The organism is Pantoea sp. MQR6, assembly GCF_022761075.1.
Taxonomy (GTDB): Bacteria; Pseudomonadota; Gammaproteobacteria; order Enterobacterales; family Enterobacteriaceae; genus Pantoea; species Pantoea phytostimulans.
The window spans coordinates 143297-165931 of the sequence record NZ_JAKYXB010000002.1; the positions used below are offsets into that span (position 1 = coordinate 143297).

16 protein-coding genes and 1 riboswitch are annotated in these 22635 nt (G+C 52.6%); of the genes, 11 read left to right on the forward strand and 5 right to left on the reverse strand.

All coding sequences use genetic code 11. The features are described 5' to 3' along the window. Positions 1–102 precede the first annotated feature (102 nt). Complete coding sequence (gene ilvN, locus MUG06_RS10845; protein WP_010253849.1) at positions 103–594, reverse strand: acetolactate synthase small subunit; 492 nt, start codon at positions 592–594, stop codon at positions 103–105. A 2-nt stretch (positions 595–596) separates the two neighbouring features. Continuing rightward, entirely contained in the window at positions 597–2321 is a 1725-nt protein-coding gene (ilvI, locus tag MUG06_RS10850; RefSeq protein ID WP_243078606.1) for an acetolactate synthase 3 large subunit, read from the reverse strand. A gap of 912 nt (positions 2322–3233) precedes the next feature. Between ilvI and leuA the strand changes: the two genes are divergently transcribed. Genes leuA through leuD form a run of 4 tightly spaced genes read left to right on the forward strand, consistent with a single transcriptional unit; the run spans position 3234 to position 7910 of the window. After that, positions 3234–4796 carry a 2-isopropylmalate synthase gene (leuA, locus tag MUG06_RS10855; protein WP_243078607.1) on the forward strand — a complete coding sequence of 521 codons (1563 nt, stop codon included), beginning with the start codon at positions 3234–3236 and terminating at the stop codon, positions 4794–4796. A gap of 2 nt (positions 4797–4798) precedes the next feature. Continuing rightward, on the forward strand, positions 4799–5890 hold the full coding sequence (gene leuB / locus MUG06_RS10860) for a 3-isopropylmalate dehydrogenase (RefSeq protein WP_243078608.1): 1092 nt from the start codon (positions 4799–4801) through the stop codon (positions 5888–5890). Between the two features lie 4 nt (positions 5891–5894). Next, on the forward strand, positions 5895–7301 hold the full coding sequence (gene leuC, locus MUG06_RS10865) for a 3-isopropylmalate dehydratase large subunit (protein ID WP_215847649.1): 1407 nt from the start codon (positions 5895–5897) through the stop codon (positions 7299–7301). Positions 7302–7304: 3 nt separating this feature from the next. Continuing rightward, positions 7305–7910, forward strand: a complete 606-nt coding sequence (leuD, locus tag MUG06_RS10870) for a 3-isopropylmalate dehydratase small subunit (RefSeq protein WP_215847650.1) — start codon at positions 7305–7307, stop codon at positions 7908–7910. A 32-nt stretch (positions 7911–7942) separates the two neighbouring features. Here leuD and MUG06_RS10875 read toward each other — a convergent pair whose 3' ends face one another. After that, positions 7943–9109, reverse strand: coding sequence for an MFS transporter (locus MUG06_RS10875; RefSeq protein ID WP_215847651.1), 1167 nt, complete (start codon positions 9107–9109; stop codon positions 7943–7945). A gap of 257 nt (positions 9110–9366) precedes the next feature. Here MUG06_RS10875 and sgrR point away from each other — a divergent pair, with 257 nt between their 5' ends. From sgrR to thiQ, 4 genes are all read left to right on the forward strand, one after another. Beyond that, entirely contained in the window at positions 9367–11028 is a 1662-nt protein-coding gene (sgrR, locus tag MUG06_RS10880) for an HTH-type transcriptional regulator SgrR (protein ID WP_243078609.1), read from the forward strand. 35 nt (positions 11029–11063) lie between these two features. Beyond that, positions 11064–11168: riboswitch (TPP riboswitch) on the forward strand. A 47-nt stretch (positions 11169–11215) separates the two neighbouring features. Further along, positions 11216–12202, forward strand: a complete 987-nt coding sequence (thiB, locus tag MUG06_RS10885) for a thiamine ABC transporter substrate binding subunit (protein WP_243078610.1) — start codon at positions 11216–11218, stop codon at positions 12200–12202. Then, a complete protein-coding gene (gene thiP, locus MUG06_RS10890; protein WP_243078611.1) occupies positions 12178–13788 on the forward strand; it encodes a thiamine/thiamine pyrophosphate ABC transporter permease ThiP in 1611 nt (536 codons plus the stop codon). Before thiB ends, thiP begins: the two co-directional genes overlap by 25 nt. Then, on the forward strand, positions 13772–14473 hold the full coding sequence (gene thiQ, locus MUG06_RS10895; RefSeq protein WP_215847653.1) for a thiamine ABC transporter ATP-binding protein ThiQ: 702 nt from the start codon (positions 13772–13774) through the stop codon (positions 14471–14473). Before thiP ends, thiQ begins: the two co-directional genes overlap by 17 nt. On the opposite strand, the gene MUG06_RS10900 is transcribed toward thiQ, so the two are convergent. Then, positions 14470–15234: a DedA family protein gene (locus MUG06_RS10900; RefSeq protein ID WP_243078612.1), complete on the reverse strand. Its 765-nt coding sequence runs from the start codon at positions 15232–15234 to the stop codon at positions 14470–14472. The genes thiQ and MUG06_RS10900 overlap by 4 nt on opposite strands. Positions 15235–15401: 167 nt before the next feature. Here MUG06_RS10900 and polB point away from each other — a divergent pair, with 167 nt between their 5' ends. The 3 genes from polB (at position 15402) to rluA (ending at position 21517) form a co-directional block, all read left to right on the forward strand. Beyond that, a complete protein-coding gene (gene polB, locus MUG06_RS10905) occupies positions 15402–17762 on the forward strand; it encodes a DNA polymerase II (RefSeq protein WP_243078613.1) in 2361 nt (786 codons plus the stop codon). 155 nt (positions 17763–17917) lie between these two features. Further along, entirely contained in the window at positions 17918–20824 is a 2907-nt protein-coding gene (rapA, locus tag MUG06_RS10910; protein ID WP_243078614.1) for an RNA polymerase-associated protein RapA, read from the forward strand. Positions 20825–20863: 39 nt separating this feature from the next. Further along, on the forward strand, positions 20864–21517 hold the full coding sequence (gene rluA, locus MUG06_RS10915) for a bifunctional tRNA pseudouridine(32) synthase/23S rRNA pseudouridine(746) synthase RluA (RefSeq protein WP_243078615.1): 654 nt from the start codon (positions 20864–20866) through the stop codon (positions 21515–21517). 214 nt (positions 21518–21731) lie between these two features. Here rluA and djlA read toward each other — a convergent pair whose 3' ends face one another. Further along, complete coding sequence (gene djlA, locus MUG06_RS10920) at positions 21732–22541, reverse strand: co-chaperone DjlA (RefSeq protein ID WP_215847655.1); 810 nt, start codon at positions 22539–22541, stop codon at positions 21732–21734. Between the last annotated feature and the right edge of the window lie 94 nt (positions 22542–22635).

The following is a 22635-nucleotide window of genomic DNA, read 5'->3' on the forward strand; positions in this document are numbered from 1 at the left end:
GGGGCAACCGCTTTTATGACGGTAGGCGGCATAGCGCATAAAAAATAAAAAAACCCGGCATTTCGCCGGGTTAGCACACAGTTGTTTGATTCCGCTACGTTATTACCGCATGATGCGATCGCCACGTGAGACACCAACGATGCCCGAACGTGCAACTTCAACAATTTCCGCTACATCACGCACGGTATTCAAAAAAGCATCCAGCTTGTCGCTGGTGCCTGCAAGCTGAACCGTGTAAAGCGTTGGCGTCACATCGATAATCTGACCACGGAAGATTTCGGCATTACGTTTAACTTCTTCACGTCCATATCCGCTGGCTTGGATCTTCACCAACATGATTTCACGTTCAACGTAGGCACCCTGCCCCAATTCGGTTACGCGCAATACATCAACCAGTTTGTGCAGTTGCTTCTCGATCTGCTCCAATACTTTTTGATCGCCAACCGTTTGGATCGTCATACGCGAGAGTGTCGGATCATCGGTTGGCGCAACGGTAAGGCTTTCAATGTTGTAGCCGCGTTGTGAAAACAAGCCGACAACGCGAGACAATGCGCCGGATTCGTTTTCCAGCAAAACTGATAAAATGCGACGCATAATTAAGTCCTCTCCGTTTTGCTCAACCACATCTCGTCCATACTGCCACCGCGAATATGCATCGGGTAAACGTGCTCGCTGCCATCAACCGTAACATCAACAAATACCAGACGACCTTTCGCTAGCGTATCCAGCGCCAAGGCTAACTTCTCTTCCAGCTCGGCAGGGTGTTGAATCGCAATTCCAACGTGTCCATATGCTTCTGCCAGACGAACAAAATCAGGCAGCGATTCCATATAGGATTGTGAATGGCGCCCTGAATAGATCATGTCCTGCCACTGCTTCACCATGCCGAGAACGCGGTTGTTTAGGTTTAGCACCAGCACCGGCAAGTCATATTGCAGTGCAGTTGAAAGCTCCTGAATGTTCATCTGGATGCTGCCATCACCGGTTACGCAAATCACCGTCTCATCTGGCAGCGCCATTTTCACACCCAGCGCTGCTGGCAGACCAAAGCCCATCGTTCCCAGTCCGCCGGAGTTAATCCAGCGACGCGGCTTATCAAACTGATAATAAAGCGCGGCAAACATCTGGTGCTGGCCGACATCAGAGGTGACGTAAGCATCACCCTGAGTCAGGCGATAAATAGTTTCAATGACCGCCTGCGGTTTGATCTTGTCGCTGGTGCGATCAAATTCAAGACACTTGCGGCTACGCCAGCCATCAATCGTTTGCCACCAATCGCGCAGACTATCGAGCTGCTGCTTGCTTTCGTTTTGCGCCAGCAGTTCCAGCATCTGCTGCAGAACCTGTTTAGCATCGCCGACAATAGGAATGTCTGCGGCAACGGTTTTAGAAATCGAGGTAGGATCGATATCAATGTGCATCACCGTGGCATTAGGACAATATTTTGCCAGGTTATTGGTGGTGCGATCGTCAAAACGTACGCCAATACCAAAGATCAAATCGGCATTGTGCATCGTCATGTTCGCTTCGTAAGTCCCGTGCATGCCTAACATGCCAAGGCATTGGCGATGCGTACCAGGGAAAGCGCCTAATCCCATTAATGAGTTTGTGACCGGGATATTTAGGCTTTCAGCCAACTGAAGCACTTCAGCTTCACATGCAGAGGTAATCGCGCCGCCACCGACATACATTACAGGCTTATGCGCTGCTAACAGCGTTTGCAAAGCGCGCTTGATCTGGCCTTTATGTCCTTGAACGGTTGGATTGTATGAGCGCATGCTCACCGAATCCGGCCACATATAAGGCAACTTGTGGGCAGGATTTAGAATATCTTTCGGCAAATCAATGACGACCGGACCGGGACGGCCACTTGCTGCCAGCCAAAAGGCTTTTTTCAAAACGCCAGGAATTTCTTCGGTGCTTTTCACTAAGAAGCTGTGTTTCACCACCGGGCGGGAAATCCCCACCATGTCGCACTCCTGGAAAGCATCGTAACCAATCAGTGAAGACGGTACTTGCCCCGATAGAATAACGAGCGGAATGGAATCCATGTATGCCGTAGCAATACCGGTAATTGCGTTGGTTGCACCGGGACCCGAAGTCACCAGCACCACACCCACTTCGCCAGTGGCGCGCGCAAGACCATCAGCCATATGCACTGCGCCCTGTTCATGGCGAACTAATATGTGATCAATACCACCCACCGTTTGCAGAGCGTCATAGATATCAAGCACCGCTCCGCCCGGATAACCGAATACCTGCTTTACGCCCTGATCGATTAACGAACGGACGACCATTTCGGCTCCTGACAACATCTCCATTTTCTGCCTCCAGGCTAAAGGAACTGAATTCACTGACGAATGCTTTCCAGCATGTCACTTGCATCCTGCTCCCTGTTCGCCAATTAAGATCAAAACCTTATGTTTATGCGTAGACAGCGGAAATCATTTCCGCTGTCCAGATACAGAGAAATCTGCTGATTTAATTCTTTTGATAGTAGGTCGATTACCATAACCGTAGAAAACCTGGCAGGCAAACTTCAAACTTGAGTTAGGCAATCGATTAGGCTTTAAAGGCTCTGCTCGATAAGATTTGGCTACGATGATTAAACTAATTACGTGAGCTAACAGCAGACGAAAATGCTAGTCATGATATTAATTGCAGCGTGATCTAAGAAATAGCAAAAAGTTATTGGAGGAAGCGTTAGCCCACAATTTCCTGAGACAATTCATTTCTGGCGTTATTAACCTTAAAACAGTGCATTCACATGAGATTCTGCTGCATCAAACGCTCACCAACCGTAATCATTACGGCAAAATAATAAAAATTAAACATTATAATTCAATGGGATATAATAATTTATTTTATTGAATCCTTATGTTTTCATCCTCAGGTGATATCTCTGCTTTTATGCTGCTGCGCATAACTCTGCAACGACGTAAAACCACAGAATATTTTTCTTAGCGACCTAATAAAATAACCCTTCACCTATGGTTGACATCCCTTAGGGATTCCAGTACCAATATGTGCAGCAAAAAAATTTACGAGGTTTGAATCCATGTTTCGTTCTACTCGCCTACTAGGTCTACTACTAAACGCAGCCAATTTGCGCGGTAGACTTGTGGGCGGAATCAAACACTGATTCAAACCTGCTGAAAGTTAAAAACCCGCGCCGATGCGCGGGTTTTTTTATGCTCGTTGCAAAGCGAAGTTAATGCATAAGGATGAATACGATGAGCCAACAAGTCATTATTTTCGATACCACTCTGCGCGACGGTGAGCAGGCATTACAGGCCAGCCTGAGTGTGAAAGAAAAACTGCAGATTGCTTTAGCGCTGGAGCGCATGGGCGTCGATGTAATGGAAGTCGGTTTCCCGGTTTCCTCACCCGGTGATTTTGAATCGGTACAAACCATTGCGCGCACTATTAAAAACAGCCGCGTCTGTGGTCTGGCGCGTTGTGTAGAGAAAGATATCGACGCCGCATACGAAGCACTGCGCGTTGCCGAAGCGTTTCGCATTCACACTTTTATCGCCACCTCGCCGATGCACATCGCTACTAAGCTGCGCAGCACCTTGCCAGAAGTGATTGAGCGTGCCGTTCACATGGTGAAACGCGCCCGTAATTACACCAATGATGTTGAATTTTCTTGTGAAGATGGCGGTCGTACGCCGATTGATGATCTGTGCCGCATGGTTGAAGCCGCGATTAACGCAGGTGCGACAACCATTAACATTCCCGACACCGTGGGTTATACCTTGCCGGGTGAATACGCAGACATCATCAGTCAGTTAGTCAACCGCGTACCTAACATCGATAAAGCCATTCTGTCCGTTCATACCCACGACGACTTAGGTATGGCTACCGGCAACGCGATTGCTGCGGTTCAGGCGGGTGCGCGCCAGGTCGAAGGCACAATGAATGGTCTGGGTGAACGTGCAGGTAACTGTGCGCTGGAAGAAGTGATCATGGCGATTAAAACCCGTCAGCAAATCATGAACGTCCATACCAATATTCAGCATCAGGAAATTTACCGCACCAGCCAAATGGTCAGCCAGATCTGCAACATGCCGATTCCCGCTAACAAAGCGGTGGTCGGTTCTAACGCCTTTGCTCACTCTTCCGGCATCCATCAGGATGGCGTGCTGAAAAATCGTGAAAACTACGAAATATTAACGCCAGAATCGATCGGCCTGCACAAAATCCAGCTGAATCTGACGTCACGCTCAGGCCGTGCCGCGGTAAAACATCGCATGGAAGAGATGGGCTACAAAGAGAGCGATTACAACCTGGACAAACTGTATGACGCTTTCCTGAAACTGGCCGACAAAAAAGGTCAGGTATTCGATTATGACCTGGAAGCGCTGGCGTTCATTAACAAGCAAAACGAAGAGCCGGAATATTTCCAGCTGAACGATTTTAATGTGCAGTCGGGTTCAAGCATCAACGCAACCGCATCGGTGAATCTGGGTTGTGGTGAAGAAACAAAATCTGAAGCGGCAACCGGTAACGGCCCGGTCGATGCGGTCTATCAAGCGATCAATCGCATCACCCAGTTTGATGCCGAGCTGGTGAACTACAAGCTGACGGCAAAAGGCCACGGCGAAAACGCCTTGGGTCAGGTTGATATTGTGGTGAGCTACAACGGCCGTAAATTTCATGGTGTCGGCCTGGCGACGGATATCGTCGAGTCTTCCGCCAAAGCGATGGTCAACGCCCTGAACAATATCTGGCGTGCCAAACAGGTTGAAAAAGAATTGCAGCGCAAATTTAAAGATCAGAAGGAAACGGTGTAACTATGTCTACGTCTTCACATATCGCAGTTTTACCGGGCGACGGTATTGGTCCAGAAGTCATGGCGCAGGCCATCAAAGTGTTAGATGCGATTCGTCAACGCTTCGATATGCGTATCACCACCAGCGAATATGATGTTGGCGGCATCGCGATTGATCGTCACGGTGAACCTCTTCCACCGGCAACAGTAGCCGGTTGTGAACAAGCCGATGCAATTCTGTTTGGTTCGGTAGGCGGCCCAAAATGGGAGCATTTGCCTCCCGCTTCCCAACCTGAGCGTGGCGCGCTGTTGCCGCTGCGTAAGCACTTCAAACTGTTTAGCAACTTGCGCCCTGCTGCGCTCTACAGCGGCCTGGAAGCATTTTGTCCGCTGCGTAGCGACATCGCTGCAAAAGGCTTCGATATTCTTTGCGTGCGTGAGTTAACTGGTGGCATCTACTTCGGTCAGCCAAAAGGCCGCGAAGGCAGCGGCCCACATGAGCGTGCGTTTGATACCGAGGTCTATCACCGTTTCGAGATTGAACGTATTGCGCGCATTGCTTTTGAATCTGCTCGTAAACGCCGTAATAAAGTTACGTCAGTAGATAAAGCCAACGTGCTGCAAACCTCCGTAATGTGGCGCGAAATCGTTAACGAGATCGCTAAAGAATATCCTGACGTGCAGTTGAGCCACATCTATATCGACAACGCCACCATGCAGTTGATCAAAGATCCTTCACAGTTTGATGTGCTGCTGTGTTCTAACCTGTTTGGTGACATTCTTTCTGACGAATGCGCCATGATCACTGGTTCAATGGGCATGCTGCCTTCCGCCAGCCTGAATGAAGAAGGGTTTGGTCTTTACGAACCGGCAGGCGGTTCTGCGCCTGACATCGCGGGGCAAAATATCGCTAACCCCGTTGCGCAGATCCTCTCCTTATCTCTGCTGCTGCGCTACAGCCTGAATGCTGATGACGCTGCAGACAGCATTGAGCGCGCGATCGGTCGTGCGCTGGAAGAAGGTTATCGTACCAAAGATTTAGCCGGTGATGGCCCAGCAGTCAGCACAGATGAGATAGGCAGTATCATTGCCCGCTTTATCGCCGAGGAAAAATAAAATAATGAAAACCTTATACCAGAAGTTATTTGATGCACATGTCGTTAATGAAACGCCAAATGAAACCCCATTGCTCTATATCGATCGCCATCTGATCCATGAAGTGACATCACCGCAGGCCTTTGATGGCCTGCGTGCTCACGGTCGTAAAGTCCGTCAGCCGTCTAAAACCTTCGCGACCATGGATCATAACGTCTCCACGCAGACCAAAGACATCAATGCGTCGGGCGAGATGGCACGTATCCAGATGCAAGAATTGATGAAGAACTGTGCCGAGTTTGGCGTGCAGTTGTATGACCTGAATCACCCGTTTCAAGGCATCGTGCACGTAATTGGTCCAGAGCAAGGTATGACTTTGCCCGGCATGACCATTGTTTGCGGTGATTCACATACTGCAACGCACGGCGCTTTTGGTTCGCTGGCATTTGGTATCGGTACTTCAGAAGTTGAGCATGTGTTTGCCACGCAAACCCTGAAACAGGGCCGTGCCAAAACCATGAAAATCGAAGTGCTGGGTGAAGCGGCTACCGGCATCACTGCCAAAGATATTGTGCTGGCGATCATCGGTAAAACCGGTAGCGCAGGCGGCACCGGCCATGTAGTCGAATTCTGTGGCCCAGCCATTGAAGCGCTGAGCATGGAAGGTCGTATGACGCTGTGCAACATGGCCATTGAGATGGGTGCCAAAGCGGGTTTAGTGGCACCGGATGACACCACCTTTACTTACCTGAAAGGTCGCCAGTTTTCACCCGACGGTGAGAAATGGGAACAAGCCGTCGAGTATTGGCGCACCCTGAAGTCAGATGAAGGCGCAAAATTTGATGCGGTTGTTACCCTGCATGCCGAAGAGATCGCACCTCAGGTAACCTGGGGAACAAATCCAGGCCAGGTCATTGCCGTTGATCAAGCGATCCCGAATCCAGCCTCTTTTGCCGATCCCGTTGAACGCGCCTCCGCAGAGAAAGCGCTGGCGTATATGGATCTGCAGCCAGGCATCAAGCTGACTGACGTTAGCATCGACAAAGTCTTTATCGGTTCTTGTACTAACTCACGTATTGAAGATTTACGCGCTGCTGCTGCGATTGCCAAAGGCCGCAAAGTCGCGCCAGGCGTAATGGCGATGGTGGTGCCAGGCTCGGGTCCGGTAAAAGCGCAGGCGGAAGCGGAAGGTCTGGATAAGATTTTCCTCGAAGCGGGTTTTGAATGGCGCTTGCCGGGTTGCTCAATGTGCCTGGCCATGAACAACGATCGCCTGAATCCGGGTGAGCGTTGCGCCTCTACCAGCAACCGTAACTTTGAAGGACGTCAAGGACGTGGCGGCCGTACGCATCTGGTTAGCCCGGCCATGGCAGCTGCGGCTGCGGTAACTGGTCATTTTGCTGACATCCGTGAACTGACGACAGGAGCATAAGTCATGGCGAATAAATTTACCCAACACACCGGGATTGTTGCGCCGCTGGATGCGGCAAACGTCGATACCGACGCGATCATCCCTAAGCAGTTTTTGCAGAAAGTTACGCGTACCGGTTTTGGTCAGCACCTGTTTCACGATTGGCGCTTTGAAGATGATGCCGGCACCGTACCGACTGCCAGCTTTGTGTTGAACAAGCCCGAATTCAAAGGCACCAGTATTTTACTGGCGCGTGAAAACTTTGGCTGTGGATCGTCACGTGAGCACGCACCTTGGGCGCTAACAGATTTCGGTTTTCACGTGGTGATTGCACCCAGTTTTGCCGATATCTTTTACGGCAATAGCTTCAACAATCAGCTGCTGCCGGTAAAGCTCAGCGATGAAGAAGTCGATGAGATGTTTAAACTGGTCGCTGCACAGCCAGGCATCCGTTTCACCGTTGATCTTGAAGCGCAAACCGTGACCGCTGGCGATAAAACGTATCCGTTTGAGCTCGACAGTTTCCGTCGTCACTGCATGATCAATGGTCTCGACAGCATTGGCCTGACGCTTCAGCATGAAGCCTCGATCTCTGATTATGAGCAGAAGCAGCCCGCTTTCCTGCGTTAATCATTAAGGGCGACGATTTAGTCGCCCTTTTCTTATACGTTGCGTACCCGCGCCGACATGGCAAAAGAGGCAATAGCCAGCCCTAACGCCAGCCAATATATTGAGATATGTCCAAAGCGTTCGCTCAAGGTTCCCTGAATCAATCCCGCCAAAATCATGCCGGTGGAAATAGAATTAGTGAACATAGTGGTGGCTGCGCCCGGTCGTCCTGGCATTAAATCCTGAAACCACAGCATGCCTATTCCGGCAATGATGCCGATAAATACTGCATTAAACAGCTGCAAAATCAGCAACGCATGGCGCGAACTAAACAATACCAGTCCGAGATAGAACAGAATACCTGCCGCTACCGCGATCAGCATCAGGTTGCGTTTACCGACGCGTTTAGCGCAATAGCCAGCCAGTAACATCACTGGAATCTCCAGTGCTGCCGCCATTCCCATCAATAACCCCGCCAGCTTTTCCGGTAAGCCCAGCGTGCTGCTGATATAGAGCGGCATATCGATAATGTACATGGTATTGCAAGTCCACATTGTCACGGAGGCGATAAACAGCAGCCTGACATCGCGGTTGCGCCAACCGCTGATCGGCATGCCGCCGCTGTGCATCAGCGAATCAGCGCGTGGCACCGAAGGCAAGGTAAACCAAATAAGGAGGATGCAGATAAAGAACAGCGCTGCCGCCACCATGAATAGCGTGACAAAGCCATAGTTGAGCGCCAGTGCAAACGACAGCGGCGGCCCAATCACCCAAGCCAGCGATATCTGCGCACGCATTACCGAACTGAACATCGCTGCTTCGCGCGCGGAATGGTCAATATATTCTCGCGCCAGCGCAAAAATCTGTGGCATGGAGACGCTGGCCAGCGCTGACAGCAGCACGCCCAGCGTAATCAGTGTGAAATAATGACGCGTGAAGGCAAATAAAATGGCATTACACAGCGCCATTAGACAACAAAACAGAATGATGTGACGGCGATCACCGACGCTGTCTGAGCGCTTGGCTACCAGCATGCTCACCACAATCCCGGCCACGGCATTAATGGTAAAAAACAGCCCAACCCAAAACGGCCGCGCCTGCACTTCACGCGTCAAAAACAAGCTGAGCGTGGGTGCTTGTAATGCACCGGCTACGCCAATCATGAACGATGCCACCATAAACGCGAGATAAACCGGATTGATGCGACGCTGCGACTTCATGCCGAAATCCCTAACAGAATGAAAAAACCGAGGAAAAAAACAAGGGTAGACGATACAGCGCAACATGAAAAAAGCCAGCAGATAAAATCCTGCTGGCGGTGTAATTGCACCCTACTCAGAAAGGATCCCGCATCGCTGCGCGATCATGGTTGAGCGCCATTCATTGCTGAATGCCTCCCGCTCTTCCAATGAGGTTCAGTTTGCCTCTAATATGAGGCAGGAAAAACAGAGCGCTTTTTACAGGGAGTTCCTCTTTTATGTCCTCATCACGCCTTAAGCAGCAATTCATTCGCCTGTGGCAAAGTTGCCAGGGCCAGACGCAAGAAACCACGCTGAGTGAACTGGCGGATTTACTGCATTGCTCTCGCCGTCATATGCGTAATTTACTTAACGCTATGCAAGATGCTGGATGGCTGACCTGGCAAGCTGAAGCCGGGCGCGGCAAGCGTTCACAGCTGACTTTTTGTTATACCGGACTCGCGCTACAGCAGCAGCGGGCAGAAGATTTGCTGGAGCAGGATCGTATCGATCAACTGGTGCAACTGGTCGGCGATAAAAATCAGGTGCGACAGATGATCAGCGCGCATCTGGGCCGCAGTTTCCGCCAGGGCAAACATATTCTTCGCGTGCTTTATTACCGCCCGTTACTCAACCTGCTGCCTGGATCGCCGCTGCGCCGCTCAGAGACGCATCTGGCACGACAAATCTTTAGTGGGCTGACGCGAATAAATGAGGAAAACGGGGAAATCGAGGCGGATATTGCGCACCACTGGCAGCAAACATCGCCGCTGCACTGGCGCTTTTTTTTACGCCCGGCTATCCGCTTTCACCACGGTCGTGAATTAGAAATGGCTGATGTCATCGGCAGTCTTGAACGCCTGCGTGATCAGCCGCTGTTTTCACATTTCCAACTCATCACCTCGCCCGCCCCCTGGACGCTGGATATCACGCTAAGCCAGCCCGACGACTGGTTACCTTGGTTACTTGGCAGCGTGAGCGCCATGATTCTGCCGCGTGAATGGCCCGAGCAGCGTGATTTCGCTCGCCAGCCTAAGGGGACTGGCCCTTACAGCGTGGTGCGCAATCAGCAAAGCCAGCTGAAAATCGAAGCGTTTGATGACTACTTTGGCTTTCGCGCCCTGATCGATGACGTCTCAATTTGGGTATTGCCTGAGATCAGCGACGAACTGGTTTATTCAGGCGTACGTTTGCAGGGCGACACCGTTGATGAAAAGCAGGAAGAGAGTCGGCTCGAAGAGGGATGTTATTATTTGCTATTTGATCAGCGATCAGAAAAAGGTCGCAACGAGGCGATTCGCCGCTGGGTCAGCTATTTATTTAATCCTATTGCCCTGCTCAATCATGCGAGCGCTGGCTATCAGCGCTACTGGTTTCCCGCTTACGGTTTGCTGCCGCGCTGGCACCATCGCCGTGACTTAACGCCCGTTGAGAAACCCGCTGGGCTGAAAAGCCTGACGCTCACCTGGTATAGCCAACACGTTGAGCACGAAGGCATCGCTAATGCGCTACGCCCTTTATTAGCGCAACATGGCGTAACGCTTGAAACGCGTGAAGTCAGCTATGAAAGCTGGCATCAGGGCGAGGCTGAAAGCGATATCTGGCTGGGCAGCGTCAATTTCACCCTGCCGCTGGAATATTCACTGTTTGCTCAGCTCTATGAGGTGCCGTTGCTGCATCATTGCCTGCCCATTGACTGGCACAGCGATGCCGCACGCTGGCGTGAAAAAGCGCTGCCGCTTGCCGAATGGAGCAAGCGTTTGGTCGAGGAAGGTGGGTTGCATCCGCTGTTTCATCACTGGCTGTTGCTGGAAGGAGAACGCAGTATGCGTGGCGTGCGCATGAATACGCTGGGCTGGTTTGATTTTAAATCCGCCTGGTTCGCGCCGCCGGAGCTGTGATCCTTTCGCCCCGGCGACGAAATGACTAGAATGACTCGTTCTCAACGGGGTGCCGCTTGCGATTGTCGCAATGAGCTGAGATATACCCGTCGAACCTGATTCGGTTAATACCGACGTAGGGATTTGAGAGGCCAACGTGCTCAGATCCTTTGCGACTCATATAACAATTCTCCTTAAGGAGCGCAAAGTGTTAAAAAAATGCCTGTCTCTGCTGCTGCTGCTGTCAGCGCCCGTCTTTGCTGCCAAACCGACCTTAACCGTTTATACCTACGATTCATTCTCAGCCGATTGGGGCCCTGGCCCAGCGGTGAAAAAAGCCTTTGAAGCGCAGTGCAATTGCGAACTGAAATTCGTCGCCCTGGAAGATGGCGTGTCGCTGCTGAATCGCGTGCGCATGGAAGGCAAGAACAGCAAAGCCGACGTGGTATTAGGGCTGGATAACAATTTGGTGCAGGCGGCACAAAAAACGGGTCTGTTTGCGCCCAGCGACGTTGACACCAGCGAGCTACAGTTACCCGATGGCTGGCAAGATAAAACCTTTGTGCCCTTCGATTACGGCTACTTCGCCTTTGTCTATGACAAAAATAAACTCAAAAATCCGCCTAAAAGCCTGAAAGAACTTGTTGATAGTCCAGAGAAGTGGCGCGTCATTTATGAAGACCCGCGTACCAGCACGCCGGGTTTAGGCTTGCTGCTGTGGATGCAAAAAGTGTATGGCGATCAGGCACCGCAGGCCTGGCAGAAGCTGGCGCAGAAAACCGTTACTGTCACCAAAGGTTGGAGCGAAGCTTACGGTCTGTTCCTGAAAGGTGAAGGTGATCTGGTGTTGAGTTACACCACCTCGCCTGCTTACCACATCATCGAAGAGAAAAAAGAGAATTACGCCGCTGCGTCGTTTGCCGAAGGCCATTATTTGCAGGTTGAAGTTGCGGCTCAGCTTGCCAGCAGCAAACAACCCAAACTGGCGCAACAGTTCATGCAGTTCATGGTGTCGCCTGCCTTCCAGAACGCGATTCCAACCGGTAACTGGATGTATCCCGTAATCAAAACTGATTTGCCGGCAGGATTTTCATCGTTGAGCGTGCCAAATACTGCGCTGCAATTCTCATCGCAAGATGTCGCCGATCACCGCTCAGAATGGATTAATGCATGGCAACGCGCCGTCAGCCGTTAATTCCGCTCTGGTTGATTCCCGGTTCGCTCGCCACGCTGCTGCTGTGCAGTGTGGCGCTGCTGGCGTTTTCCTCGCTGTGGATCGCTGCGCCTGATACGGACTGGCGCAGCGTATTGCAGGACGACTATCTCCATCACGTTATCGGCTTCTCCTTTGGTCAGGCGCTGCTTTCTGCGCTGTTGTCGCTCCTGCCTGCGATTGCGCTCGCGCGCGCACTTTACCGGCGGCGCTTTCCTGGTCGCCAATTGTTGCTGCGGCTGTGCGCCATGACGCTGGTTCTGCCGGTTTTGGTCGCGGTATTTGGCTTGCTTACGGTCTATGGTCGCGTCGGCTGGTTGGCGCAGCTGTGCCAGTTTTTCAATATCGATTACGCTTTTTCACCGTACGGCCTGCAAGGTATTCTGCTGGCACATGTGTTTTTCAATTTGCCGCTGGCAACGCGTTTGATGTTGCAGGCGTTAGAAAGCATTCCGGCCGAGCAGCGACAACTGGCCGCGCAGCTTAATTTGCGCGGCTGGCACCATTTTCGCCTGCTGGAATGGCCGTGGCTGCGCCGTCAGTTGCTGCCGACCGGCGCGCTGATATTTATGCTCTGCTTTGCCAGCTTTGCTACCGTGTTGTCGCTGGGCGGCGGGCCGCAAGCCACCACCATTGAACTCGCCATTTTTCAGGCGCTGAGTTATGACTACGATCCGGGGCGCGCAGCATTGCTGGCACTGATACAGCTCACCTGCTGCCTGACTTTAGTTTTGCTCAGCCAGCGTTTTAGCAAGGCCATTCCCGCTGGCATCAGTCAACTGCGGGGCTGGCGCGATCCGCAAGATTCCCTGCTTGCTCGCGTGAGTGATTTTGCCTTGATTGTGTTGGCGCTGCTGCTGCTGTTACCACCGCTGCTGGCAGTCATCGTGGATGGATTGCATGGCGGCCTGCGCGGGGCGTTGGCACAACCGGCGCTGTGGCAGGCCACATTCACTTCGCTGCGTATCGCGCTGGGTGCTGGCCTGCTTTGCGTGCTGCTGACTATGATGCTGCTGTGGAGCAGCCGCGAATTACGTATTCGCCAACGCAACGTGGCTGCACAGATCATAGATACCAGCGGTATGTTGATTCTGGCGATGCCCGGTATCGTGCTGGCGACCGGCTTTTTCCTGCTGTTCAACGCCACCATTGGCTTGCCCACTTCCGCTGACGGTTTAGTGATATTCACTAACGCACTGATTTCCATTCCCTACGCCCTGAAAGTGTTGGAAAACCCCATGCGCGATATCGCTGAGCGCTACGCAAACCTGTGCAATTCGTTGGGTATCCAGGGCTGGAATCGACTACGTCTGATTGAACTGCGCGCCCTGAAGCGACCTTTAGCTCAGGCACTGGCCTTTGCCTGCGTATTATCGATCGGAGATTTTGGCGTGGTTGCGCTGTTTGGTAGCGCAGATTTCCGCACCTTACCGTTCTACCTGTATCAACAAATTGGTTCTTATCGTGGCGCAGACGGAGCAGTTACCGCCCTGCTGCTGCTGTTACTTTGCCTGTTGCTGTTCACTCTGATGGAAAAATTACCGGGCCACCATGCTGACTCTGAATAACCTCACTTACCTGTATCACCACTTGCCGATGCGTTTCAGCCTGACTGCGCAACGTGGCGAACGTCTGGCGATTCTTGGCCCCAGCGGCGCAGGTAAAAGTACGTTGCTGAGCCTGATTGCCGGATTTTTACCGGTCAGTCAGGGAATGCTGGAGATTGATGGCAAAGATCACACGCGCAGCGTGCCCGCAAAGCGTCCGGTTTCGATGCTGTTTCAGGAGAACAACCTGTTTCCACACCTCAACGTACAGCAGAACATGGCGCTGGGGCTGAATCCAGGCTTGAAGCTGAATGCCACCCAACAACAACAACTGGCGGCTATTGCAACACAGGTTGGGTTAAGCGATCTGCTTACGCGCTTGCCGGGCCAGCTTTCCGGTGGGCAACGTCAGCGCGTTGCGCTGGCACGTTGCTTACTGCGCGATCGCCCGGTTCTGCTGCTGGATGAGCCCTTTTCAGCCCTCGATCCCGCCTTGCGCGGAGAGATGCTGCAACTGGTGAGTTCAGTGTGTGAGACACGCAACATTACCTTACTTATGGTGTCGCACAGCCTGGAAGATGCGCAGCAAATTGCGCCGCGCAGCGTGGTCATTGTGGATGGTCGGGTTTACTGGGATGGCGCAACGCAGCAGTTGCTGTCGGGAGAAACGCGGGAAGCCGATGTACTCGGCATCCCGCGCCGTTAATTAAAGAAAACTTGTCCTAACAAGTGCAGGAAAATCGGCATCATGGGGTGGAACTGAATCGCCACCAATGCGCCTACCGCGATAACAAATCCAAGCGGTGCTAACCAACGCAAGCGTTGTGGCGGCAGATACGCTGTTGCCCAATCCTGACTTTTACCGCTGCGCCACCAGCGCCAGCAGAGCCAAAATCCCAGCCACGCGACAATCGCCACTAACAGCAGCAGCCACTTAAAGTTACCGCCCTGCGCCGCTTTCGGCACGTCAATGGCCACGCCTGCTAAAATACCTGGCAGCAAGTACAGCGGCGGCCACAAAATACAGCCAATGAGATTGGGCGGCAGGAACTTGCGCACCGGCAACTCCAACATGCCTGCGGCAAGCGGAATCAGCGGACGCGTTGGCCCAACAAAGCGCCCCACCAGAATGGTGAACATACTGTGCTGATGCAGCGCATGCTCGGTTTTATCCAGCAATCCTTTGTATTTTTGAATATATTTCCAGCGATGCAGCGGCCCCTGAAATTTCCAGCCAATGCCATAGGAAACCCAGTCACCAATCAAGCATCCAGCAAAACCCGCCGCCCAGGCAGGATAGAGACCAATTTGTCCGCTACCCACCAACGCGCCGAGGCTGGCCATCAAAACCGTACCCGGCAGTAATAATCCCACAAACGCCAGTGATTCAAGAAACGTCACCATTGCAACGGCAAACAGCGCCCATTCCAGCGACTGTGTAAAAAGGTGTTGAACCCAGGCTTCCATAACCTTCCTTAAAAAAAGCACAAGGCTGGATTGTCCTGAGCCTGCATCAAAGCGTCAAGGCAAGAATTGTACGCTGATATTGACAAAAGCCAGCCGCGAGAACTGTATAAATATCCATGTTATACTTTGCTCACTGCCCATCCCGAATTCGGCTTTCTGGAGAGAGTGTGAATATGCCACGCGCAGGTTTCCTGCTCACCCGACACTGGCGCGACAGCGCACAAGGCACCGAAATCATTTTCTGGCTGGCAACCGATGACGGTCCACAGCGCGTTGTACTGCCGGTGCAAGAGTCGGTCGCCTTTATCCCTTGCGATTATCAGGCGCAGGTTGAAGCGCTGATAAAGGATGAACGACACGTACGCATTCAGCCGCTGGAATTGAAAGACTTCCGCCGTCGCCCAGTGTTTGGCCTCTATTGTCGGCAGAATCGCCAGTTACAGTGGATTGAGAAAAAGCTGCGGGAAAACGGCATTCCAATTTACGAAGCGGATATTCGCCCGCCAGAGCGCTTTCTGATGGAGCGCTTTATCACCGCGCCCGTCTGGTTCAGCGGTGATCAGCAAGGTGAAAGCGTCGTGAACACGCGCCTGAAGCCGCATCCCGATTATCGTCCTCCGCTGAAATGGGTCTCGCTGGATATTGAAACCACTCAGCATGGCGAACTTTACTGCATTGGACTCGAAGGTTGCGGACAGCGTCAGGTTTACATGCTTGGGCCGCCCAACGGCGATGCCAGCCAACTCGACTTTGAGCTGATCTATCTGGAAAGCCGCCCACAACTGCTGGAAGCGCTTAATCATTGGTTTGCACAACATGATCCCGATGTGATTATTGGTTGGAACGTGGTGCAATTTGACCTGCGTATGCTGCAAAAACATGCCGATCGTTACGGCATTCCGCTGCGCCTTGGGCGTCAACAAGCCCCGCTGGAATGGCGCGAACATGGCTTTAAGCCTGGCGTTTTTTTCGCTCAGGCAACTGGCCGCCTGATTATTGATGGCATCGACGCGCTGAAATCCGCCTTCTGGGATTTTCCCTCATTTAGCCTGGAATCTGTCTCACAACAGCTATTGGGCGAAGGGAAAGCGATCAACAACCCCTGGCAGCGCATGGAAGAGATTAACTGGCGTTTTGCCAACGATAAACCGGCGCTGGCGCGTTACAACCTGAAAGATTGTGAACTGGTGACACGCATCTTCCACAAAACAGAGATCATGCCGTTTCTGCTGGAACGAGCGGCGGTAAACGGTTTGGCGGTGGATCGTCACGGCGGATCGGTGGCAGCATTTGGTCATCTTTATATTCCGCGCATGCACCGTGCGGGCTTTGTCGCGCCAAACTTAGGCGACGTAGCCCCCGAAGCCAGCCCTGGCGGCTACGTGATGGATTCGCGTCCCGGCTTGTATGACTCAGTATTGGTGCTCGACTATAAAAGCCTTTATCCCTCGATTATTCGCACCTTCCTGATCGATCCGGTCGGGTTGGTGGAAGGATTAGCGCATCCAAACGATACCGATTCGGTTGCGGGTTTCCGCGAAGCACGTTTTTCACGCCAGACGCACTGTTTACCGGCAATCGTTGAGCAGATCTGGCAAGGACGCGAAGCGGCTAAAAAACAGGGCAACAAGCCGCTGTCGCAGGCGCTGAAAATCATCATGAATGCGTTCTACGGCGTACTCGGCACCAGCGCCTGCCGCTTCTTTGATCCTCGTCTGGCCTCATCGATTACGCTACGCGGGCACGCCATCATGCAGCAAACGCGTGAATTGATTGAGGCTGAAGGTTACGACGTTATTTACGGCGATACTGATTCCACCTTCGTCTGGTTGAAGACAGCGCACAGCGAAGAGCAGGCGGCCGCGATTGGCCGACAGCTGACAGAAAAGGTTAATATCTGGTGGCGCGAGCATCTGCAAAGCGAATATGGGCTTAACAGCGCATTAGAGCTGGAGTACGAGAGTCATTTTTGCCGCTTTTTGATGCCCACCATTCGCGGTGCCGAGCAAGGCAGTAAAAAACGCTACGCGGGATTGATCCGCGAAGGCGCTAGCGAGCGCATGGTATTTAAAGGTCTGGAATCGGTGCGCACCGACTGGACGCCGCTGGCGCAGCAGTTTCAGCAAGCGTTATACAGCCGCATCTTTCGTCGCGAACCCTGGCAGGATTATATTCGTGAAACAGTGGCGCAACTGCTGGCGGGCGAGCTGGACGATCAGCTGATTTACAAAAAACGCCTGCGTCGTCCGTTAAAAGAGTATGAACGTAACGTGCCGCCGCATGTACGCGCTGCGCGCATCGCTGATGAAGAGAATCGCAAGCTGGGACGACCTTTACAGTACCAAAATGGCGGGCGCATTCGCTACGTGATTGCCACTGCAGGCCCGGAGCCGCTGGAGGCGCGGATTACGCCACTCGACTACGATCATTACGTTAGCAAGCAGTTACAACCGGTGGCCGATGGCATTTTACCTTTCGTCGACGGCGACTTTGCTACACTTATAAACGGTCAGTTGGGACTTTTTTGACAGGTGACGAATGCCCTGCCATCCAGTACCATAGCGCCCTTCCCAAAACTCACCGCTCTGACACGTTCACCAGACCTTATCGTTTGGATGACATGCTATTGCCCTGGAGTTGGGAACACCTTCAAAAACGTTAAAAAATTCGAGCTAAAAAATATATGGTTTTTACATTAGGTCAGCGCTGGATCAGTGATACGGAAAGTGAACTGGGTTTGGGAACGATCGTCGCGATCGATACGCGCATGATTACGCTGCTTTTCCCGGCCACAGGCGAAAACCGCCTCTACGCCCGCAACGATTCGCCGGTTACTCGCGTCATCTTTAATCCGGGCGATACCATCACCAGCCATGAAGGCTGGCAGATGCGAGTGGATGAAGTCCGCAACGAAAATGACCTGATGACCTATATCGGCATGCGCCTCGATACTGAAGAGGCCGACGTGATGCTGCGTGAAGTGTTTCTCGACAGCAAGCTGGTGTTCAGTAAACCCCAGGATCGCCTGTTCGCCGGACAGCTCGATCGCATGGATCGCTTTGCCCTGCGCTTCCGCGCCCGTAAATACCACAGCGAGCAATATCGCCTGCCGACCAGCGGACTGCGCGGTATGCGTACTAACCTGATTCCGCATCAGCTGCACATTGCTCACGATGTCGGTCGTCGTCATGCACCGCGCGTGCTGCTGGCTGATGAAGTTGGCTTGGGTAAAACCATTGAAGCCGGGATGATCATTCAGCAGCAACTGCTGGCTGGTCGCGCTGAACGCGTGTTGATTGTGGTACCGGAAACCCTGCAACACCAATGGCTGGTTGAGATGCTGCGCCGCTTTAACCTGCGTTTTGCGCTGTTTGATGATGATCGCTACACCGAAGCGCAGCATGACAGCGATAATGCTTTTGAAACCGAGCAGCTCATTATCTGCTCACTCGACTTTGTTCGCCGCAATAAACAGCGTCTTGAGCTGCTGTCTGAGGCTGAGTGGGATCTGCTGGTAGTGGACGAAGCGCACCATCTGGCGTGGTCCGAAGGTGAGCCAAGCCGTGAATATCAGGTGATTGAGCAGTTAGCCGAAAAAACGCCGGGCGTGTTGCTGTTAACCGCGACGCCAGAGCAGTTGGGAATGGAAAGCCACTTTGCGCGCCTTCGCCTGCTCGATCCGGATCGCTTCCATGACTTCGCTCTGTTTGTTGAAGAGCAACAGCATTTCCGCCCGGTGGCCGATGCGGTTTCCTCATTGCTGGCAGATCAGTCCATTTCTCAAGAGCAGATGAACAGCATCAGCGATCTGGTCGGCGAGCAGGATATCGAACCGCTGCTGCAGGTAGCTAACAGCGACCGCGACGGCAAACAAGATGCACGCAAAGAATTGATTTCAATGTTGATGGATCGCCACGGCACCAGCCGCGTGCTGTTCCGTAACACGCGTAATGGCGTAAAAGGCTTCCCGAAACGCGAACTGCATCAAATTCGCCTGCCGCTGCCTGCGCAGTATCAAACAGCGATCAAAGTTTCCAGCATCATGGGAACCCGTAAAAGTGCCGAAGAGCGCGCCCGTGACCTGCTTTATCCTGAACAGATTTATCAGGAGTTTGAAGGCGACAGCGGTACCTGGTGGAACTTCGACCCCCGCGTAGAATGGCTGATGGGTTATCTCACCAGCAACCGCAAAGAAAAAGTGCTGGTGATTTGTGCTAAAGCCGCCACCGCGCTGCAACTGGAGCAGGTTCTGCGTGAACGCGAAGGCATCCGCGCTGCGGTATTCCACGAAGGTTTGTCAATCATTGAACGTGACCGCGCAGCGGCCTGGTTCGCCTCTGAAGAGAATGGTGCGCAGGTGCTACTGTGTTCGGAAATCGGTTCTGAAGGCCGTAACTTCCAGTTCGCCAACCGTTTAGTGATGTTCGATCTGCCCTCAAATCCCGATTTGCTGGAGCAGCGTATTGGTCGTCTGGATCGTATTGGTCAGATGCATGACATCCAGATTCTGGTGCCATGGCTGGAAAAAACCGCGCAGGCGGTGTTATTGCGCTGGTATCACGAAGGGCTGGATGCGTTTGAGCACACTTGCCCCACCGGTCGTACCATTTACGATAGCGTGCATTCGCAGCTGGTTAACTACCTTGCGGCACCAGAGAACAACGAAGGATTCGACGAATTTATCGTTGAATGCCGCAAGCAGCATGACGCCTTGAAATCACAGCTGGAACAGGGTCGCGACCGCTTGCTGGAGCTGAATTCCAACGGTGGTGAATCTGCGCAGGCGCTGGCGAATGCGATTGCTGAACAGGACAACGACACCGATCTGGTGAGCTTTGCGCTTAACCTGTTTGATATCGTCGGTATTAATCAGGAAGATCGCAGCGACAACCTGATCGTGCTGACACCATCCGATCACATGCTGGTGCCCGATTTCCCAGGCTTGCCAGAAGATGGCTGCACCATCACCTTTAACCGCGACCAGGCGTTGTCCCGCGAAGATACGCAGTTCATTACCTGGGAACATCCACTGATCCGCAACGGCCTTGATTTGATTCTTTCCGGTGATACCGGCAGCAGCGCAATCTCTTTACTGAAGAACAAAGCGCTGCCGGTCGGCACTTTGCTGGTTGAGATGATTTATGTGGTCGAAGCGCAGGCGCCCAAAAACCTCCAGCTGACTCGCTTCCTGCCGCCAACGCCACTCCGTTTGCTGCTGGATCGCAACGGCACCAACCTGGCGGGCAAAGTTGAGTTTGAAAGCTTTAACCGTCAGCTAAATGCCGTTAATCGTCATACCGGCAGCAAGCTGGTGAACGCGGTACAGCAGGATGTACACGAAATTCTGACGCAGGCCGAAGAGAAAGTAGTGAGTGAAGCGCGCGCGGTAATTGATGCTGCCCGTCGTGAAGCTGACGAAAAACTGGGCTCAGAGTTGTCACGTCTTGAAGCACTGAAAGCGGTTAACCCCAATATTCGTGAAGATGAGATTGAGGCGCTGGAAAGCAACCGTCAGCAAGTGCTGGAGCATCTTGATCAGGCCAACTGGCGCCTGGATGCGCTGCGCTTAATTGTCGTTACCCACCAATAAAATTCAGGGGCCGCGCGGCCCCTTTTTTTGGAAAATAGCATGGAACCTTACAATCCACCGCTTGAGCCGTGGCTGCACATCCTTTATCAGGATGATCACATTATGGTGGTGAATAAACCCAGCGGCCTGCTTTCCGTGCCCGGTCGGCTGGAAGAGCACAAAGACAGCGTAATGACGCGCATTCAGCGTGACTTCCCGCAGGCAGAATCGGTACATCGTCTCGACATGGCCACCAGCGGCGTGATTGTGGTGGCCTTGACCAAAGCGGCTGAACGCGAATTGAAGCGTCAGTTTCGCGAACGCGAGCCGTCGAAAACCTATGTAGCTTGCGTGTGGGGACATCCAACGGAAGAGAAAGGTTTAGTGGATTTGCCGCTGATTTGCGACTGGCCTAATCGTCCGATGCAGAAGGTCTGTTTTGAAACCGGCAAATCTGCGCAAACCGAATATCAGGTGGTGGAGTATTTCGCTAATAACAGCGCGCGCGTTTCGCTGAAGCCGATTACCGGACGTTCGCACCAGCTGCGTGTACATATGCTGGCGCTGGGACATCCGATTCTGGGGGATAACTTCTATGCGCACCCGGAAGCCAAAGCGATGGCACCAAGACTGCTGCTGCATGCGGAATCACTGACCATTACGCATCCAAAATTTGGTAACGCAATGACGTTTCGCCAGCCGGCGGATTTTTAACCTTTTGCGGATTCGCTGACTTCTGCGCGCTGTGTTGGCCTCTGCGCGCTGTCCCCCATCCCAACCTTCCCCCGCTTGCGGGGGAAGGAGATGCTGCCACATGCAACTTTAATACTCACATAAAGCAGCATCTTCCTCCCCCACGTGTGGGGGAGGATTGAGGTGGGGGACAAATTACCTCGCACTTAAGAGAATTAAGGCGAGAACACAACGACTACTTAAAACCCTTTTCCTTACGAATCAAATCATAAGCCGCCTGGATTTCCTGCGCTTTCTGCTTCGCCATCTCCATCATTTCTGGCGGTAAACCTTTCGCCACCAGTTTGTCAGGATGGTGTTCACTCATTAACTTGCGATAGGCACGCTTGATGATGGTGATATCATCACTGCTCTTAACGCCTAACACACTGCACGCATCTTCCAGAGTCGGACCGCGCTGCTGCTGAAAACCGCCGTAAGAAGAGCCTTGCCCACCACCAAATTGCTGACCGCCTTCCATCATACGAAGGAACTGATCAAACTGAGTGCGGGAAATACCCAGTTCTTCTGCAATGACATACAGCACCTGGCGCTCGTTGGGATGCAGCGATCCATCAGCAAACGCCGCCTGAATTTGTATTTCCAGAAACATCCGAATCAGATCGAAGCGGCCAAAACAGGCGCTGCGGAACTCACGCAGCTTACTGCGCAGCGGATAGTCGCCCTGCTTGCCTTCGCGAAAGGCGCGTTGCGCAGCGGTACGCGATTCGCCATGAAGCTGCATGCGCTCCATTAATAAAGAAGCAATCTGAATATCGGCTTCGGTCACGCGCCCTTTTGACTTGGTTAAATGGCCCATTACCTGAAAAGTGGTACTGAAGAACAGCGTTTGACGCGTTTGATTATTTGAGAAGTAAGCCTTGCCCTGAGCACCGCGAACTTTATCTATCATGTGGCCAATGATCAAACCGATCACAATGCCCCAAAAGCCTGCACCGGAAATCAATCCTAATAGCAGACCCACAACTTTTCCCCAGTAGCGCATAAACTCCTCAATTCGCCATGCTTGCGGCTGAAAATTGCATTATCATACCTGTCATTTATCTCAGCGCCTAACGGCAACGCGGGCAGACACGGAT

Coding starts and splice junctions, on each gene's coding strand:
- ilvN (WP_010253849.1), bottom strand. CDS start 594: ATGCGTCGCATTTTATCAGTTTTGCTGGAAAACGAATCCGGCGCATTG.
- ilvI (WP_243078606.1), bottom strand. CDS start 2,321: ATGGAGATGTTGTCAGGAGCCGAAATGGTCGTCCGTTCGTTAATCGAT.
- leuA (WP_243078607.1), top strand. CDS start 3,234: ATGAGCCAACAAGTCATTATTTTCGATACCACTCTGCGCGACGGTGAG.
- leuB (WP_243078608.1), top strand. CDS start 4,799: ATGTCTACGTCTTCACATATCGCAGTTTTACCGGGCGACGGTATTGGT.
- leuC (WP_215847649.1), top strand. CDS start 5,895: ATGAAAACCTTATACCAGAAGTTATTTGATGCACATGTCGTTAATGAA.
- leuD (WP_215847650.1), top strand. CDS start 7,305: ATGGCGAATAAATTTACCCAACACACCGGGATTGTTGCGCCGCTGGAT.
- MUG06_RS10875 (WP_215847651.1), bottom strand. CDS start 9,109: ATGAAGTCGCAGCGTCGCATCAATCCGGTTTATCTCGCGTTTATGGTG.
- sgrR (WP_243078609.1), top strand. CDS start 9,367: ATGTCCTCATCACGCCTTAAGCAGCAATTCATTCGCCTGTGGCAAAGT.
- thiP (WP_243078611.1), top strand. CDS start 12,178: ATGGCAACGCGCCGTCAGCCGTTAATTCCGCTCTGGTTGATTCCCGGT.
- thiQ (WP_215847653.1), top strand. CDS start 13,772: ATGCTGACTCTGAATAACCTCACTTACCTGTATCACCACTTGCCGATG.
- MUG06_RS10900 (WP_243078612.1), bottom strand. CDS start 15,234: ATGGAAGCCTGGGTTCAACACCTTTTTACACAGTCGCTGGAATGGGCG.
- rapA (WP_243078614.1), top strand. CDS start 17,918: ATGGTTTTTACATTAGGTCAGCGCTGGATCAGTGATACGGAAAGTGAA.
- rluA (WP_243078615.1), top strand. CDS start 20,864: ATGGAACCTTACAATCCACCGCTTGAGCCGTGGCTGCACATCCTTTAT.
- djlA (WP_215847655.1), bottom strand. CDS start 22,541: ATGCGCTACTGGGGAAAAGTTGTGGGTCTGCTATTAGGATTGATTTCC.